This window comes from Flavobacterium frigoris PS1 (assembly GCF_000252125.1).
Lineage (GTDB): Bacteria > Bacteroidota > Bacteroidia > Flavobacteriales > Flavobacteriaceae > Flavobacterium > Flavobacterium frigoris_A.
The window spans coordinates 554963-571707 of sequence record NZ_AHKF01000018.1 but is presented as its reverse complement, the minus strand read 5'-3'; the positions used below and the strand labels follow the sequence as shown (position 1 = coordinate 571707).

The 16745-nt window shown below is 33.2% G+C and carries 14 protein-coding genes; 13 read left to right on the top strand and 1 reads right to left on the bottom strand.

Annotation, left to right across the window (positions count from 1 at the left end; translation table 11 throughout):
* Positions 1–218 precede the first annotated feature (218 nt).
* Positions 219–1064 carry an RteC domain-containing protein gene (locus tag HJ01_RS11215; RefSeq protein ID WP_007138532.1) on the top strand — a complete coding sequence of 282 codons (846 nt, stop codon included), beginning with the start codon at positions 219–221 and terminating at the stop codon, positions 1062–1064.
* A 77-nt stretch (positions 1065–1141) separates the two neighbouring features.
* On the opposite strand, the gene HJ01_RS11210 is transcribed toward HJ01_RS11215, so the two are convergent.
* Positions 1142–1423: a hypothetical protein gene (locus HJ01_RS11210; RefSeq protein WP_007138531.1), complete on the bottom strand. Its 282-nt coding sequence runs from the start codon at positions 1421–1423 to the stop codon at positions 1142–1144.
* Positions 1424–1806: 383 nt separating this feature from the next.
* Between HJ01_RS11210 and HJ01_RS11205 the strand changes: the two genes are divergently transcribed.
* The 12 genes from HJ01_RS11205 to HJ01_RS11145 all read left to right on the top strand — a co-directional run bounded on the left by HJ01_RS11205 (position 1807) and on the right by HJ01_RS11145 (position 16701).
* Positions 1807–3453, top strand: coding sequence for an AraC family transcriptional regulator (locus HJ01_RS11205; protein ID WP_007138530.1), 1647 nt, complete (start codon positions 1807–1809; stop codon positions 3451–3453).
* Positions 3454–4431: 978 nt separating this feature from the next.
* Positions 4432–4767 carry a helix-turn-helix domain-containing protein gene (locus HJ01_RS11200; RefSeq protein ID WP_007138527.1) on the top strand — a complete coding sequence of 112 codons (336 nt, stop codon included), beginning with the start codon at positions 4432–4434 and terminating at the stop codon, positions 4765–4767.
* Positions 4768–4909: 142 nt separating this feature from the next.
* Positions 4910–5794 (top strand): hypothetical protein, encoded by an 885-nt coding sequence (locus tag HJ01_RS11195; RefSeq protein ID WP_007138526.1) that lies wholly within the window; start codon positions 4910–4912, stop codon positions 5792–5794.
* Complete coding sequence (locus HJ01_RS11190; protein WP_007138525.1) at positions 5778–6437, top strand: hypothetical protein; 660 nt, start codon at positions 5778–5780, stop codon at positions 6435–6437. The genes HJ01_RS11195 and HJ01_RS11190 overlap by 17 nt, the downstream gene beginning before the upstream one ends.
* A gap of 333 nt (positions 6438–6770) precedes the next feature.
* The gene (locus HJ01_RS11185; RefSeq protein WP_007138523.1) at positions 6771–7439 is read left to right on the top strand and encodes a hypothetical protein; all 669 of its coding nucleotides are present in this window, start codon (positions 6771–6773) and stop codon (positions 7437–7439) included.
* Positions 7440–7750: 311 nt separating this feature from the next.
* Complete coding sequence (locus HJ01_RS11180; RefSeq protein WP_007138522.1) at positions 7751–9841, top strand: tellurite resistance TerB C-terminal domain-containing protein; 2091 nt, start codon at positions 7751–7753, stop codon at positions 9839–9841.
* On the top strand, positions 9838–11151 hold the full coding sequence (locus HJ01_RS11175; RefSeq protein WP_007138521.1) for an ATP-binding protein: 1314 nt from the start codon (positions 9838–9840) through the stop codon (positions 11149–11151). Before HJ01_RS11180 ends, HJ01_RS11175 begins: the two co-directional genes overlap by 4 nt.
* A complete protein-coding gene (locus HJ01_RS11170; RefSeq protein WP_007138520.1) occupies positions 11151–13292 on the top strand; it encodes a DEAD/DEAH box helicase in 2142 nt (713 codons plus the stop codon). Before HJ01_RS11175 ends, HJ01_RS11170 begins: the two co-directional genes overlap by 1 nt.
* Before the next feature lie 583 nt (positions 13293–13875).
* A complete protein-coding gene (locus tag HJ01_RS11165) occupies positions 13876–14205 on the top strand; it encodes a hypothetical protein (protein WP_007138518.1) in 330 nt (109 codons plus the stop codon).
* Positions 14202–15074 (top strand): exonuclease domain-containing protein, encoded by an 873-nt coding sequence (locus tag HJ01_RS11160; protein ID WP_007138517.1) that lies wholly within the window; start codon positions 14202–14204, stop codon positions 15072–15074. The genes HJ01_RS11165 and HJ01_RS11160 overlap by 4 nt, the downstream gene beginning before the upstream one ends.
* A 189-nt stretch (positions 15075–15263) precedes the next feature.
* A complete protein-coding gene (locus tag HJ01_RS11155; protein WP_007138515.1) occupies positions 15264–15482 on the top strand; it encodes a hypothetical protein in 219 nt (72 codons plus the stop codon).
* 44 nt (positions 15483–15526) lie between these two features.
* Positions 15527–16701 (top strand): IS3 family transposase gene (locus HJ01_RS11145; protein WP_238531084.1). Its coding sequence is split into 2 segments (ribosomal slippage): positions 15527–15794 and positions 15794–16701, totalling 1176 coding nucleotides; the frame shifts between segments, so codons are not numbered across the junction.
* The last annotated feature ends 44 nt before the right edge of the window (positions 16702–16745 follow it).

Genomic DNA, 16745 nt, shown 5'->3' with positions numbered 1-16745 from the left:
ATATGTCGATATTAATTCCATTTATCACCGCATTTTTGCGGTACAAATAAAACAGAATTACCGCATTACCACAAAAAACACACTATGCAATTCGGGAATTTCACTATTCAATTCGGGAATCGCACACCACTCCATTTGCAACAATAGCAATCATCAAATAGATTTACAGCCCAATTCAATTATCAAAAAAGTCAATTTGTAAATCTTAAACCGCTTCAATGAAATTATTTTCTGAATCCTTGATGTCCGAATTACAGCAGCAATTAAAAATGATCCATCTGCAAACAGAAAACCCAATACAATCAGCCGAACTGGCCGTTAAAAGTAGCGTTGCTGCCTTAGAGAGACTAAAATCCTTTTTCATAAAATATAAAGGACTAAACAAAAAAGAAGAAATAGAATTCTTCCGCGACATAAAGCCAAAGTTTGCCAGCAAACTGATTTACTATAACGAAATCTATACTATCGAAACCAACAAGCCATTGGGCTCCCATAAAACAATAGCTAAATATTATAACTCAGAACTTTTTAAATTAAAAGTTTTCTTCAAACAGAACCAGGAATTTTACCGCTACTGCCGCACCGCTAACAACTGTCTTGATAGCAAATATTATGTACGCGAAAAATACGACCTTAAATTAATGATGGACAGTGTTTATTTTCAAATAGACCATCGCTTCGCAACCTCTCACGACTATAAGATGGCTCGCATAATAGCGAACGATGAAATAAAAATTTTTCTGCTGGAGCAAATGGAAAAACTAGAAAGAAAGGCAATAACAGCACAATCGCCTTACCCACTCTCTAAAAGTCTAAAATGGACAGGATCAAAAGTAGATTTGATAGAATTAATTTATGCACTGCATGCAGAAGGCGTTTTTAATAATGGAGCCACAGGGCTCAAAGAAGTCATAACCTTTTTCGAGTCTTCTTTAGAAATCGAATTGGGCCAATTCAACAGGGTTTTTCTGGAAATCCGTAACAGGAAATCCGATAGGACAAAATTTATGAATACACTCAAAAACAAACTCATAATCCGCATGGATGATGCAGATGAAAATTAAAAAAAAAGCTGCTCACACTAAAATGAACAGCCTTCTAGTTTTGATTGTAATAACTCCTATCTTAAATCTGGATTCAACTACTCGTTGCTCCCTGTAGTTCCTGTAAAATGGGTGATAAGCTTTTTCCAGTCTGGATCAACGGTTTCATCTGCCTGCATTGTAACTGTATTAGTCGATAAACCTTCCGTAGCGAGCACTGTATCCCCCTTCTTGGTAGTATAATAAGGATTTTCGTTCTTCATATCTGACTTGCCTACAGTATCGCCCGCTACAAGAGGACTATCGGTTGTACAGGAAGCAAGTGCAAAAAGGACGGCCAAACAAATTAATGTACTAAAACCTGAATAGAATTTTTTCATTTTTGATAATGTTTTAAATGTTACTGATTACTTTTTAATCAGTTCATTTCTCCCGGGATAATCTGAACAATTTTGATGGTGGTTTTGCTCATAACAAAACCGTTTGAATTCAGGGCAAAACTAATAGGACCTTTCCCCTCCCACAAGCCAACAACTGTTCAATTCGGGAATCTATGATATGCAATTCCCGAATTGAACACACTACATTTTACTCTAAAATCCAAATAAACAGTAAGTTAAACTCAAGGAAACGAAAGAATCCTTTATAAGGGTAATTCTTGTAATCAATTACATTATTTTAGCTACATTTATTTTACAAAATACAGTCTCAAAGACATTAATCTTATGTTTTCTAATCAGTAAGCCCCCAATCTTTTAGAAATATGACGAAAAAATACTTACTTATAATATGGTTATGTCTGTATTATAATGCTTACCCACAACAAAATAATTTTGTTATTCCGGATAGTCTTTCAACTAAAGACTATGAATATTTTAGTAAAAACATACTTTATGAGGAAAAGGACAGTATCAAAGAAAGTTTGTATGCACAATCATGGTTAGCTAAGGCAAAACGGGAGAAAAATTACGGACAAATGGCCCAATCCTATAAAGCCTTAATTTATACAAGTGACAAAAAACTACAACTTATATATGCCGATCGTATGCTGATAGCGGCAAAAAAAACAGCTGATTTCGCATTAATCGGATCTGGCTACATGACAAAAGGGGTTATACTATATGATAGTAAACAGCACATGAAAGCACTCGACAACTACCTGATAGCGGATGAATACATTTCGAAAACAAACAATCAATACCAAATCTTCAAAGTAAAATATGGTATTGCTCAGATCAAATATTACCTTGGGTTTTACGATGAGGCAATAGCATTATTTAAAGAATGTCTTGGGTATTTCAAGGAAGAAAATAGCCGCGCGTATCTGAATACACTTCATTCTTTAGGGCTTTCTTACAACCGCACAGGTAAATATAAGTTATGCAGCCAGATGAATCAGCTGGGGCTCAGTGAGGGCTTACGTTTTAAAAACCTAGAAATGCAATCCTACTTTATCCATTCCGAAGGTGTAAATCAGTATTTTAAACACAATTATCCTGACGCAATAAAGAAGTTGACAAAGGCGCTGCCTCCTTTGAAAGAAACTAAAGATCTAACAAACGAAACGACGGCCTATTTTTACATCGGTAAAAGCTACTGGGCACTAAAATTGCAGGAAAAGGCAGTACCATACTTAAAAAAGATAGATGAAGCATTCCAAAAACAAAAATACATACGCCCTGATTTAAGGGAAGCTTATGAACTATTAATTCATTATTATCAGGAACAAAACGACAAAGAATTAGAGTTATATTATGTCACGGCCCTTTTAAAAGTAGATGAAGTTTTAATTAAGGATTATAAATACCTTTCAGGGAAGATACACAAAGAATACGACACAAAAAAATTAATTCAAACTCAAAAAAACATTGAACAATACTGGACCTTTTTGTTCTCCATTATAATAATTATAATGTTAACAATTATTGTATTTTTGGTACACAGACACTATAAAAACAAAAGATTATTTGAAGAATTAATGAATCGCAAACCCGACACGGCCCAATCATTAGTATTAGACAATACCAGTAAAGAACTCGATATCAATCCTGAACTAATTACTGCAGTTCTAAAAAATCTAGAAAAATTTGAGCGCAATAAAAAGTACCTCGAAAAAGACATGACATTGGCAAAAATGGCTTCATTACTAAACACCAATACAAAATACGCTTCAAAAATTATTTCACGCTACCGTGATAAGGGAACAATTGAATATATCAGTGATTTAAAGATTGATCATATCATAGAAATACTCAAGCGTGAAAACAAATACCGCAATTACACAAACAAGGCACTGAGTGACGAAGCCGGTTTCGGTTCTACCCAAAACTTTACCCGAGCGTTCAAAAATCAAACAGGCCTCTCTCCCACCTACTTCATCAGTGAATTAAAAAACCAACAACATTCATAAATAATAACAAGACATCCAAAATCGACTGCGCAACACCAGTAATATCAAAAACAATCTTGTAATTACATCCTGCTCTCCCCGCCCTTAAATAAAAAGCATAGGAAAACCACGAGGAAGTGAAGTGGCAGCAGTCCGCGAGTTGAGGACGAAGGACGAACGGATCGGGCTGCGGAACGGAACTTCGCGGTAGTTTTCAAGCTTTTGATTTTCAGGCTTGATCTTTTGTTTCTTTTGCATCAAGGCAAAAGAAAAAGAATCTCTTAATAAACAAAAACAGTAATATCAAAAACAAACTTGTAATTACAACCTCATCACACCGCCCTTAAATAAAAAGCATAAGAAAACAACGAGGAAGTGAAGTGGCAGCAGTCCGCAAGTTGAGGACGAAGGACGAACGGCTCGGGTTTCCGATAGCGAAATCTATCCGCTGATTTTTAGGATAAAACATCCTCATCAACTTCCTCTCCCCGCCCTTATATTTTTAGACTAGAAAATCACGGTAAGAATTTCAGCGCCGGCCGCAGGGAGTGACCCCGGAGTCGAGTGTGAAACACGAGCGGCTGGGGTCGCGATAGGAAAACCGACACGAAGTGAGGTTCATCGAACTCCAATAACAATAAGGGAATTGTGAAATAAATTTGACCGATAATTTTTGGTTAAAAATTATTCAGGCTTGATTTTTTGTTTCTTTTGAAATCATAGATTCACGAACTCAAATAAAATATTAACTCGTGAGTAATCAAGACAAAAGAAAAATCATTCTCATAATCCATAAAGATACAGTGATAGCAGGAGAAGCACAATTTTTTGCTACTTTTCTAATCCAGGAAAAAAGTAAAGATTTAATATCCAGAAGTCAATAACCACAACCATTTCAAAATAAAAACTCCTTTTTTCTTTCACAACTTGTGAACCACTTGTGAAATAAAATCAACTAATACCAACACTTTTGTACCATAACAACCTAAAACATAAGTTATGGCACTTGAAAGCAACAGCTCCACAAACACTACTAAAAACAGAATGTACCGCGAGCAATTAATTACAATGGAAGACTTAAACGAATTTCGAAGTCTTCTTCTGAACGATTTAAAAAGAATCATACAATCCAAACCACTCCAGCAGAAACAATGGCTCAAATCCAATGAAGTCCGGAAACTGCTGAATATTTCACCAGGTACTTTACAAAACCTTCGCATTAACGGCACACTGACCTATACCAAAATCGGTGGAATTATGTATTACGACCAAACTGATATCGAAAAACTTTTAAACGGAAATAAAGTAAATGCCCTCCCTACACTTTTCAAGTAAAGTCACTGCAAGTAACCAAACAATCTCTCTAACCTCGACAAAGGAGGACAAGAGGACTTTATTCGAATTAGAGGTGTAATCTCATTAACTCCTTACAACTTGTGGTTAATCAAACTGAACACTAAAAACTGAACACTATCTTATGAACTACATCAAACACCTCACTGGATTTTTCAATAAAATCAATTACGAAACTAACCTCAACCCGACCCACATTTCACTCTATTTAGCACTTTTCCAATGTTGGAACGTAAACCGCTTCAAAAATCCAACAGGCATTTCAAGGGAAGAAATCATGAAAGCAAGTAAGATCAATTCTAAAGCTACATACCATAAGTGCATGAGAGAGTTAGAACTTTTAGGATTTATGATATACAACCCAACATTTAATCCCCACTCCTCCTCCAACATAATTATGACAAATTTCTCTGAAGAAGTAAACGGAATTTCAAAAATACCACAACCAACCCATTCAAAAAATGAACCCGTTCACAATTTGACCCAAACAAAAAATGAACAACTCATTGAACAGGTAAATGAACCGCTCTATATATATAATAAAAAACAAACAGTTAAAAACAATTCAAACAATACAAAAATAGATATAGAAAAAAATTCAAGAAATCAACCAGTTCAAAATTTGAATCCTTTAATAATTCCAAAAGAAAAAGAAATAAAAACGGAGAGCGGACAGCAAAAAGAAAAAAGTTGCGCTAAAAAAGAAAAACCAATTGAGCTGGATTTAGTTTTTGAAACAACACCACCAACAATCGAAATGATACTGGAATACTTCTCCTTCAAACAAAGTTCACAAACAGAAGCCAATAAGTTTTTCAATTACTACTCCAGCATCGGTTGGCTCATTGGTGGGAAAACAAAAATGAAAGATTGGAAAGCAGCAGCACGAAACTGGATGCTCAACACAGCTAAGTTTGCTGTAAATACTCCAAAATCCGATTACAATTCCCAACCAAAACCGATGCATCTGCACACGGCAACCCACAAAAACTATGACGAACCATTGTAAATCCATCCGTGAAACCTTCGTCATTCACAAAGGTTTCAAAATATATAATTTCCAAAAATGTCTGGAATACCTAGAAAACCAAGGAAGAACCACCTACGGAAGTTCGTTTCATATCAGCGAAATGGACCACCCTACCATTTACAAATTATTGATTTATATGATAAAAGATGAGAAATCAGCCGTGAATCTAAAGATAGACTTGTCAAAAGGTATATTAGTCTCAGGTGCTATTGGTTGCGGAAAAACGTCGCTAATGCATCTAATACGACCTTTTGCCTATCAAAACTCCGACTATAAAATTAAAACATGTAGAGAAGTTTCGTTTGAATTTGCAAAAAACGGATTTGAAGCAATTAACTGCTACACACTAAAGCAAGCTAATCAATCGCGACTAACCGGCTATTGCTTTGACGATTTGGGCGCCGAACAGCAAATCAAGCATTTTGGAAATGATTGCAACGTGATGGCCGAGATACTCATTAGCCGCTACGAACAGTTTATCGAAAACAAATCCGTCACTCACATCACCACCAACCTTTCTGCCTCTGAAATCGAAAACAACTATGGCAACCGCCTCCGCTCCAGAATGAGAGCCATGTTTAACCTCATCACCTTCGATAAAGAAACAAAGGATAAACGTTAATGCAAACAAATACATCTGACAATCGCAGTTCAACCCGCCCTTTGACTGTGGCAGCCGGGCACCCGTTTTTCGAAAATTCTGAAAAAATCCAACGCTGTTTGACCCCGAAAACTTTCGGGGGAGTTCGTTGGATTTCAGAATTGAAAAAATAGCGGGTCGGCGAACAGTCCAGGGCTAGCGTTTTTTGTTTCTTTTTTGGGCAATAGGATCGAGCGTAAAAAAACAGTCCTGTGGACTGTTTTAGCGAAGGAGCCAGCCTGCAGCAAGGACTTAGAAAAAATAGAAATCAAAAACCTGAAATTTTAAACCTTAAACTTTTAAACTTTCCTCACCATGAGAAAAATCAACACCTTTTGGAACTGGTTCCAAGACAACAACCAAACCATCAAAAGCCTCATCTATGAAACCCCTAAAAACCAAATTCATATCATCTATTGGTTATCAAAAAACCTCAGCTACTACTGCGAAGAGCTCGACTTTATAATTCTATTCCCTAAAAACAATGCCGATAAAACGGAACTCATCATAACCGCAAACGGTAATGTAGAATATTTCGGTCAAGTAATTAATTTAGTCGATAATGCGCCACTATTAAGAAAATGGAAATTCACAGCATTCTTACAGTCAACCGAAAAAATTAATAGAATAATCAACGGATTGGACCAACCCTACATCATTCAGGAACTTAATTTACAATCTAATGAATCTAAATTTCTACCCATAGATTATAATCCAATAACAGCAAAAATCGATATTATCATTTTCCTGAAAGACTACAATTTGTACTGTGATACAAAGACTTTAAAGCAAGCCATTTTTATTATACTGCATAACATTGCAGGAAAAAATATACTATCCCAAAATATTAGTTTAATTCAACTGCCCTACTCAAGCAATGGCAAACCTCCTAATAAATTTTCTGATAACGAGGAGTTGATTCATTTATTCGAATTAGAATACTATCTGGATAAATACAATCAAAGTTCTAATAAATATCCCTAAGACTTCAAATTTACATCAATAAAAAAAGAGTCAAAAATCACTAAAAGTGGGTATAGTAAAATCCTACAAAATGTCGTTTATTTACACAAATGCAATCAAAACAAACTAAACAGTATGGAATTAATCTGAAATAGGTAGACTCTTTATGATTTTTTCAATACTCATAAATAAATCTTAGTTATGGTAACTGACATTTAGAACAGTAATAACCATAATTGGAATATTAACCTTATTACTATATGCAAATTAAAATAAGAAAAAAATGCCCCTACAAAACACGACCTATTCAGATTCCAATATAAAAGTAAAAAATGAAAAATAAAAAAACAGCTTCTTTCTTGGCATTATTTTTAGGTGGTATTGGAATTCATAGATTTTATTTAGGACAAGCAGCAAAAGGTATATTCTCTCTAATTTTTTTCTGGACCTATATTCCTTTAATTATAGGTATAATCGATTTTGTAATCTTTATAACTATGTCAGAAGAAAAGTTTAATCTTAAATACAATCCAATAATAAGCAATGTAAATTCTAATTATAAAAAAGAAAAGGTAATGACACAAAAATTAGTGCAAAAACCTGCTAGCAATATCAAAGTAACCGTGACAACCTCAGATTATTCAAACAACTATAATGACGACTCAATCATTGATATTTCGGATCAATCTTACACTATACCAGCTACAAGTAAACTTACATACAATACTGGAGTACCTTTTTGGGCTCATCATTATGTTTACTCTTATTCCGAAATCAATAGTGCATCAACTGAACAAAAAAAATTTTATGGGCTTTTTAAAGAAAATTTTTTAAGCGATCAGTTCATTGATTTAGAAGGGAATTCAAATTATGCGTTCATTCTTTTATTTGACCTACTAGGAGACTTTGACAATCATAAAAATATATCTAAAATTGAAAGCCAAATTAAAACTTTGGGGCAATGCTACCCTAAAACAAAGTCATACGGAGTATCATTCCTAATTCAAAAAATGGAAGTAAATAGCGATGATGATGGTCTTTCAAGGCTAAAAGCAGAGGACAAATACAGCCACCAGAATTATAATGACTATGAATATTGGAGACTAGGAAGTAGATATGAGGTTCAGCTAAAACTGAATAAAGAAGAGGTAATATTACTTAACAATATTTATAATCCAGGTAATGTTTTTTTCGATATCGAATATTGTAGCCTTGAAATTCTTAAACTTTATATTTCTTTAATTTCAGCATTAAAAAGAAATTTTATACAGGAAGGGACAACTATTGAAGCTGAATTCCTAACTGTCGCAGATCTAGTGGCAAGGAAACATTACAATTACAGAAAAGGCAGTCAGAATTATAAATATTGCATAGAATCTACAACTAATGAAATTTACTCAAATATTTTCAAGCATTGCGAAAATGCAGTTCGTAAATTTTATGATCATAAACGTAAACTAAATACGGATACTTATTACGCCCATGAAGAAATTAAAATAGAGTTTGATTCAAAAATAATTTTTAAAGTAACTGAATTACTCCCGCTATTAATCTCTAAAGTTGCCTTACCAGATGAAGCTACAGAGATTGAACTATACTCACAAAATACAAATCGTTGGAAGATTAAGTTTGAAGAATTAATTGCAAACTATACTGAAAATTCAAAAGAGTTTATTGATTCGATTCACTCTCTTGCATTACTAAACGAAAAGAATCCGTCAATTGAGAACATTTTTTTTGAAGCTTCAAAGTTTATCTCTAAATATGATAAGGAATCTGCACTCACTTTTTATGTGTCTTATTTATACTGCGATTTGGAATCCACTACTTTCAACAATAAACAACTTACCAAAACCATCCAGAAAAACTTGTTCAAAACAAATGAACAATTGCACTCTTTTGAAAAAATTATTGGTGAACTAATTAAAAATAAGGATATAGATAAAGCGCTGGAAGGCATCTCTAATATATATAAGGTTAAACGTAAAAAAATACAGCTTAACACGGCATCAATTAAAGAAGTTCAAAAACAACACTCTGGAACTGTTGAACTACTTAATGAGTATTTGAAGGATGAATTCGAAGATGAGAAAATCATTGTAAAATCACAAGAAATAAGCAATGAAGAAATCCAACTCGAAATAACTAAAAAAGACGAAAAGGTTCTTCAGTCCGCTTTTGTCAGCGAATTAACTTTTACAACAATACATGCAGCTGCATTACAACTATTTGCTAAAAGCAATTTTTTAGTATCTCAAGATGAGTTTGAAGTATTTGCCAAATCAAAAGGAGTCTTTAAAAACTCATTGATAGAAAGCATTAACGATACTTGTTATGAGTTTCTGGATGATATATTGATTGAAGAAGAAGAAGATTATTATACCATTAACACAAACTATTTTCAAAAAATTTCTATAAAATGATAAACAATCTTAAGCCTAAAGAAGCCACATCAATTATTAATTCCTTAATTGGGGGCGTAGTTCCAAAAATTGGCGTTCAACATATTGCCGTTGGACGATCGGAAGAAATAAATGCAGTAGTTTCTGCATTAGAAGATGTAAAGAATGGACATAGCATGGTGAAATTCTGGATTGGTGACTTTGGGTCAGGCAAATCCTTTATGCTTCATTTGCTTAATACTGTTGCTTTAAAACAGAAATTTGTCGTAGCAAATGCCGACTTCACTCCAGACAATCGTCTATATTCCAATGACGGAAAAGGTGTTGCATTATACGCTGCCATTATGGATAATGTATCTATTCAGACCAAACCTGAAGGTGGAGCTTTACCTACTTTATTGGAAAAATGGATTGAACAAGTGATTTCTAAAACTGCAGAAGACAATAATATTTCCTTAATAGATATTCGTAACGAACAATATTTGAAACTTATACAAAGCAATATTATGAAAACCATTAATGACATCACAGATGTCGGTGGTTTCGATTTTGGAGTGGTTGTAATGAAATATTACGAAGGATATATAACTGATGATGAGCAATTAAGAAGAAATGCCTTGAAGTGGCTCAAAGGAGAATACAAAACGAAAACCGAAGCGAGACAGGATTTAGGAGTAAGAGAAGTCATTAATGATTTGAATTACTATGATATGCTCAAAAATTTCTGTAAATTATTTGTAAGTATGGGCTATAGCGGCTTTATGGTGAACTTAGATGAAGCTATTAATCTTTACAAAATTTCAAATTCTGCTGTTAGAGAGAAGAATTACGAAAAAATCTTGACGATTTATAACGATTGTTTTCAAGGAAAAGTCACTAATTTATTTTTCAACTTTGCGGGTACAAAAGAAGTTTTAGAAAATCAACGCAGAGGCTTTTTTAGTTATGACGCTCTAAAAACAAGATTAATAACTAATAAATATGAAACAGCCGAAATAAGAGATTTTGCGCAACCGGTGATTCGACTACTTCCTCTTGACCATAATGAAATATTTGTATTGCTTAAAAAGTTGAAAGCTATATTTGATTACAATTACAAAACGGAAATATCAATCAATGATGAAGATATTCAACAGTTTATGGAAGAGTTATTTAACAAACCTGGAGCATCAGAATTTTTAACGCCAAGAGAAGTTATTCGAGATTTTCTCAACATACTCAATATTCTTCGACAAAATCCAGAAATAGACAAAAAGAAACTTTTTGGAGATTTAGAAATTTCAGATGAAAGACCTGCTGAATTTTCATTAGATAGCATTGAAGAATTATAATGTCGTTTAATTTACTTTCAGAGCCAATACGAAAATATGTTCGTGATATGCATTGGGAACAATTGCGCCCTATTCAAAATGCTGCTATTACTAAAATTATTTCTTCTGACGACAATTTTATTTTAGTGTCAAGAACGGCATCAGGAAAAACAGAGGCTGCTTTTTTACCAATCCTTTCAAAAGTTGACTTCAACGAATCGGGTGTTCAAGTACTCTACATTTCGCCTTTAATTGCTTTAATAAACGACCAGTTTTTTCGCATTGAAGAACTTTGCAAAAATCTCGATGTAACTGTCACAAAGTGGCATGGCGAGGCCAACAAAACATTGAAAGAAAAACTAATAAAACAACCAAACGGAATAATATTAATTACGCCTGAATCATTGGAAGCAATGTTTGTGAACAAGCCTTTCAATGTAAAACAGTTATTTTCAAATCTCAAATATGTAGTTATAGATGAAATACATTCATTTATCGGTACAGACAGAGGAATTCAATTAAAATCTATTTTATCAAGACTACAACAGCTGAATTCTAAAGCGTATAGCATTGTTGGTCTATCAGCTACAATGAGTGAAGAAAATAAATTTTCAGAAGTAAAAGAATTTACTGGTAATGCTGAAAAGACTAAAATATTAATTGACAGAACCTCCAAAGAAATTAATGCTCAATTTTGCTATTTCAAAAATGAAACCGAAGAGTTACCTTTAGAACTTTTGAAAGATTTATACCTAGAAACAAAAGATAACAAGGTTTTAATCTTTCCCAACAGTAGAGGACGAGCTGAAGAAGTAGCGGTAAAACTTAAAAAGATTTCAGGCCGGGTGAATGGGCATTCTAATTATTTTTCACATCATTCATCAGTGGACAGAGAAGTAAGAGAGTACGTTGAATATTTTGCAAAGAACAACAATAGACAAAACTTTTGCATTTCTTGCACATCAACACTTGAATTGGGAATTGACATTGGAACAGTTGATGAAGTAGTTCAAATTGACGCAACTCATAGCATTGCTTCGTTAATTCAAAGAGTTGGACGAAGTGGACGAAAAGAAGGAGAAAGCAGTAATTTGTTTCTGTATGCTACAAATAAATGGAGCTTACTTCAATCTATTGCTTGTTGGTTATTATACAAAGAAGGTTTTATTGAACCACCTCAAAAAGACGAAAAGCCCTATGATATTCTAGTCCATCAGGCCTTATCAATAACAAAAGGACATTCAGGAATTAAATTAAAGGATTTAATAAATCAACTAAAAGAAAATGCTGCGTTTAAACAAATTGAATTATCTGATATAGAACAAATCCTTAATCATTTAATTGAAATTGATTTCCTTGAAAAATTACAATACGAAGTTATAATCGGCGTTGAAGGAGAAAAAGTCGTAAATAGTCGTGATTTTTATAGCGTATTTAAAACTGAAGAAAATTTTAAAGTAGTAAATGCAGGTAATAAAATTGGAGAAATACCCTTTTCATTACAAATAATTGAAGATGAAAATATTTTGCTATCCGCTAAAGTTTGGAAAATAAAATTCATTGACCACAAGGCTAAAAAGATAGAAGTAGTGCCTACAAATGATGGAAAACCACCTAAATTTTCGAGTAATGGAGCAACATTACATCTAAGAATTAGAGAAAAAATGCTCGAAATTCTTTACTCAAATACAAACTACGATTTTCTTGACCAACCAAGTTGTGACGAAATAGAAATTCTTCGTAAAGATTTTTCTGTTTTCGAAATACTTGATTTGCATACTGACCGTCCTTTATTTTCAACAGAAAGAAACTTGCAACTATTCACTTTTGCAGGGACACGAATAAACAGGACTATACAATTACTCTTAAATATTGCAGGAATAAAAAATTCCCTTGATGAGAGAGAATCAAAGTGTGTATTTTATATAGAGATTCCTAAAGAAGAATTAATCTCAAAATGGAGTTCTATAGCTCTCCCATTAACCGATATTGATAGCCATATTACTATCCTTTTAGGCGTCAATCCGGCATTATTAGATTTTTCTAAATGGGGTATTTATTTACCTGTGAACTATAAAGTAAAGCTTATAAAAGACAAATACTTTGACATCGAAAAAACACAACAACTTTTAACAACAATGAAGTTAATAGTAAATAAGTAAATCTCTCTTGTGCAAGTCTTCGCTGAGTACCCACCTAATTACTTATGAAAGCGAATCATCGCGTACTCAACTCGAATACCTCCTGGCAGAGACAAATCAGTCACCCAAAATAACAAACAATGCCAATTACATAGCCCGGAAGAAGAATTGCTGCTAATCTCTTTTAAACCGTGCGAAAGAGACAAAGCAAATGCCTAAATAAAAACAGGAAAGCTCACAGAAAAAGAAAAAATTAATATCTCAAATTCGAAACCCGATTGATCCCTCGACCCTCAGTGGAAATGAAACAAGAAAAACTCTCCCCCTCCTTAACCACAAAAATCAAGAAAATTATCACCTTCCAATTATAAAATTGTAATAAAAGTTCTATATATTTGAAAAAACGTAAACCGTTAGAAAAATCCGTCAATCTCCCTCTTTTTAGCTGTATAAACGAAGTTTTGTTCCGCCTATAAATAAGTTACCAGATATTTTAAGAAAAACCGCAGAAATATGGAAGAAAATGAAAAAATAGAAATTAACGACAATAGTATTAATACATTTTCAGAAATCTTTTTAGAGAAAAGTAAACCAAATCAATTTTATGATAAAAATGTATTTTTTTTCGCAAAAGCTTCGTGGTTCAAAATATAACCAATTTCAAGTTATTGGAAATTTAGGTGGACTACCAACTGATGCTGAATTTTCAGGTGATACAGATTTTTTTATAATTTCTGATTTCATTATTGAAGAACTAAAACGTGGAATTAAAGATGAACAACTAATTGAACTTGAAAAAAAAATAAATTCAAAAGGAAAAAAGCATACTAAATTAAAAGTACTAACAGAAAAAGTCTTTTTAGAACATATTCACGAAAGATGCTTGAACATAAATGACCAATCTACTTTACATTTAATTCGGGAAATCATATGAATTTTATAGCAATTGACGTTGAAACTGCAAATGCTGATTATTCAAGTATTTGTCAAATTGGAATTGCAATTTTTAATAATGGTGTAGTCATTGAGAAATTAAAAATATTTGTAAATCCAGAGGATTATTTTAACCCTTTTAATATATCTATTCACGGAATAAGTCCAGAAGATGTTGAAAATGCACCAACATTTAATGAGTTTTATAGTGAATTAAAATTCTTTTTAGAAGATAAAATTGTTATTCATCATATGCCTTTTGATAGGATTGCAATAAACAGAGCTTGTGACTGTTATGGTTTAGAACATATAAAACCAAAATGGCTTGATAATGCTAAAATTGTGAGAAGAACTTGGACAGATTTTGCACATAGTGGATATGGATTGTCAAATATTGCAAAATATTTAAATTTGAAATTTGAACATCACGACGCTTTAGAGGACGCAATCGTTGCAGGATTAGTTGTTGTGAAAGCAAGTGAAATTACAAATTTGACAATTGAAGAATGGTTTAAAAGAGTTGGACAACCAATATTTACTTATAAGGGATCATCTGCAATAAATCTGGATGGAAATCCCGAAGGTCAACTTTATGGAGAAAGTTTAGTGTTTACTGGTGCGTTATCAATTCCAAGAAGTGAAGCAGGATTAATTGCTTCTCAAATCGGCTGTAAAGTTACAAATTCAGTTACAAAAAACACGACAATGTTAGTTGTTGGAATACAAGATAATACAAAACTAGCTGGTTATGGAAAAAGTTCTAAACATAGAAAAGCAGAGGAACTAATTGAAAGCGGAATAGCTATTAGAATCTTATCCGAAAATGATTTTGTGGCAATCTGTAACTTAGTGGACGATAGCAATGAATAGAGAAAACATCTGGTAACCGCCATTTTGAGCTAGCTGGAGTTTAGTGGAATTTTCGTATCGCATTAAGTTTTCGTTAAACCGAAAATTGAGCGGTTACGAACTTCCAGCCATCTCAAAGTGGCATAACGTTACCGGTCAGTTGTTTGCAGAAATAGATAAAATAATTACAGAAAATTTTTAAATTACAAAATGAAAATAAATGAAAAAGTTCATACTTATGGCGCAAAAGATTTTCGTGATAATTTTCTTGAACAAAATCATTCTATTGGAGAACTATTTAAATCAAATTCAGAACAATTTTTCTGTTTGAGAATTGAAGATATAAACGTACTAAAATATCCTGTTCCACCATCTAAACATTTTTGTCATACTTTATTATATATTACTTCTGGATTTTGGACATACTAACTTAGCCATAACAGAAAGTTAAGAAATAATCTTAATTTTAGCCTATGAAAGAAGTCCGCAAAATTTATGACAAAGCTTTTAAAGATAAAGCCGTTCAATTGAGTTATGATAGAAAAAATGTATCAGAACTCGCCAGAGAGTTGGGAGTCACAGCACCACAGTTGTATAAATGGCGTAAAGAGTTCGAGGAATTTGGAGAAGGAATTTTTCCTGGGAAAGGAAATTTAAAACTAACTCCCGAGCAAGAAAAAATCTACGAACTGGAGAAAAGACTCAAAGACGCCGAGTTAGAACGTGATATACTAAAAAAAGCAATCGGCATTTTTTCCAAGAGCGGTCGATGATTTATAGTTTCATAAAAAGCAATGAACAACTATTCCCGATTGAAAAAATGTGCAAAGTTCTACAAGTGAGTAGCGGAAGTTATTACCGATGGAAAAAACAAGCAATCACAACAAGACAACAACTAAAAATCACCATTAAAGAACAGATAACATTGATTTATTTTGCAGCCAAACAAAGATATGGAAGTCCTAGAATAACATTGGAATTACAGTATTTAGGCTATAAAGTTTCACGAATCACAGTTGCAAAATATATGAAAGAACTTGGCTTACGAAGCAAATTAAGCAAGAAGTTCAAAGTTACAACCAACTCAAATCATAATTATTTAGTTGCCGAAAATGTATTAAACAGAGAGTTTGTTGTAAAAATGCCTTCAAAAGTTTGGGTTTCGGATATTACATATATCCAAACTAAAGAGGGATTTGTATACTTGACCACTATTATGGAATTACACGACCGAAAAATTATAGGTTGGAGTTTGAGCGACGGAATGAGTACAGAAGAAACTACGCTTGGGGCTTGGAAAATGGCTGTTAAAAACCGAAATATTGAGGAAGGTTTGATTTTTCATTCTGACGGAGGTGTCCAATATGCCAGTAAAAAGTTTGTAAATGTTCTTGATTCCTATAAAAAAATAACCCGCAGTATGAGTCGTAAAGGAAATTGCTGGGATAACGCTGTAGCGGAAAGCTTCTTCAAATCTTTGAAAACGGAATTGATTTATGGGAGCAAACTGATTTCTAAAGAACAAATGAAACTGGAAATCTTTGAATACATTGAAATTTGGTACAACAGAAAAAGGAGACATTCTGCTTTGAATTATGCAACTATTGAAGAATTTAACAATCAAATTAATTACAAAAATGTAGCTTAACTTATACTGCAGGTTTTATTTGCATATCCATGTTCCCCCAGGCA

Bases quoted from the DNA above. Each gene is read 5' to 3' on its own strand.
- HJ01_RS11215 (WP_007138532.1), top strand. From the start codon at position 219: ATGAAATTATTTTCTGAATCCTTGATGTCCGAATTACAGCAGCAATTA.
- HJ01_RS11155 (WP_007138515.1), top strand. From the start codon at position 15,264: ATGAAAATAAATGAAAAAGTTCATACTTATGGCGCAAAAGATTTTCGT.
- HJ01_RS11210 (WP_007138531.1), bottom strand. From the start codon at position 1,423: ATGAAAAAATTCTATTCAGGTTTTAGTACATTAATTTGTTTGGCCGTC.
- HJ01_RS11170 (WP_007138520.1), top strand. From the start codon at position 11,151: ATGTCGTTTAATTTACTTTCAGAGCCAATACGAAAATATGTTCGTGAT.
- HJ01_RS11180 (WP_007138522.1), top strand. From the start codon at position 7,751: ATGAAAAATAAAAAAACAGCTTCTTTCTTGGCATTATTTTTAGGTGGT.
- HJ01_RS11190 (WP_007138525.1), top strand. From the start codon at position 5,778: ATGACGAACCATTGTAAATCCATCCGTGAAACCTTCGTCATTCACAAA.
- HJ01_RS11205 (WP_007138530.1), top strand. From the start codon at position 1,807: ATGACGAAAAAATACTTACTTATAATATGGTTATGTCTGTATTATAAT.
- HJ01_RS11160 (WP_007138517.1), top strand. From the start codon at position 14,202: ATGAATTTTATAGCAATTGACGTTGAAACTGCAAATGCTGATTATTCA.
- HJ01_RS11165 (WP_007138518.1), top strand. From the start codon at position 13,876: ATGATAAAAATGTATTTTTTTTCGCAAAAGCTTCGTGGTTCAAAATAT.
- HJ01_RS11175 (WP_007138521.1), top strand. From the start codon at position 9,838: ATGATAAACAATCTTAAGCCTAAAGAAGCCACATCAATTATTAATTCC.
- HJ01_RS11195 (WP_007138526.1), top strand. From the start codon at position 4,910: ATGAACTACATCAAACACCTCACTGGATTTTTCAATAAAATCAATTAC.
- HJ01_RS11200 (WP_007138527.1), top strand. From the start codon at position 4,432: ATGGCACTTGAAAGCAACAGCTCCACAAACACTACTAAAAACAGAATG.
- HJ01_RS11185 (WP_007138523.1), top strand. From the start codon at position 6,771: ATGAGAAAAATCAACACCTTTTGGAACTGGTTCCAAGACAACAACCAA.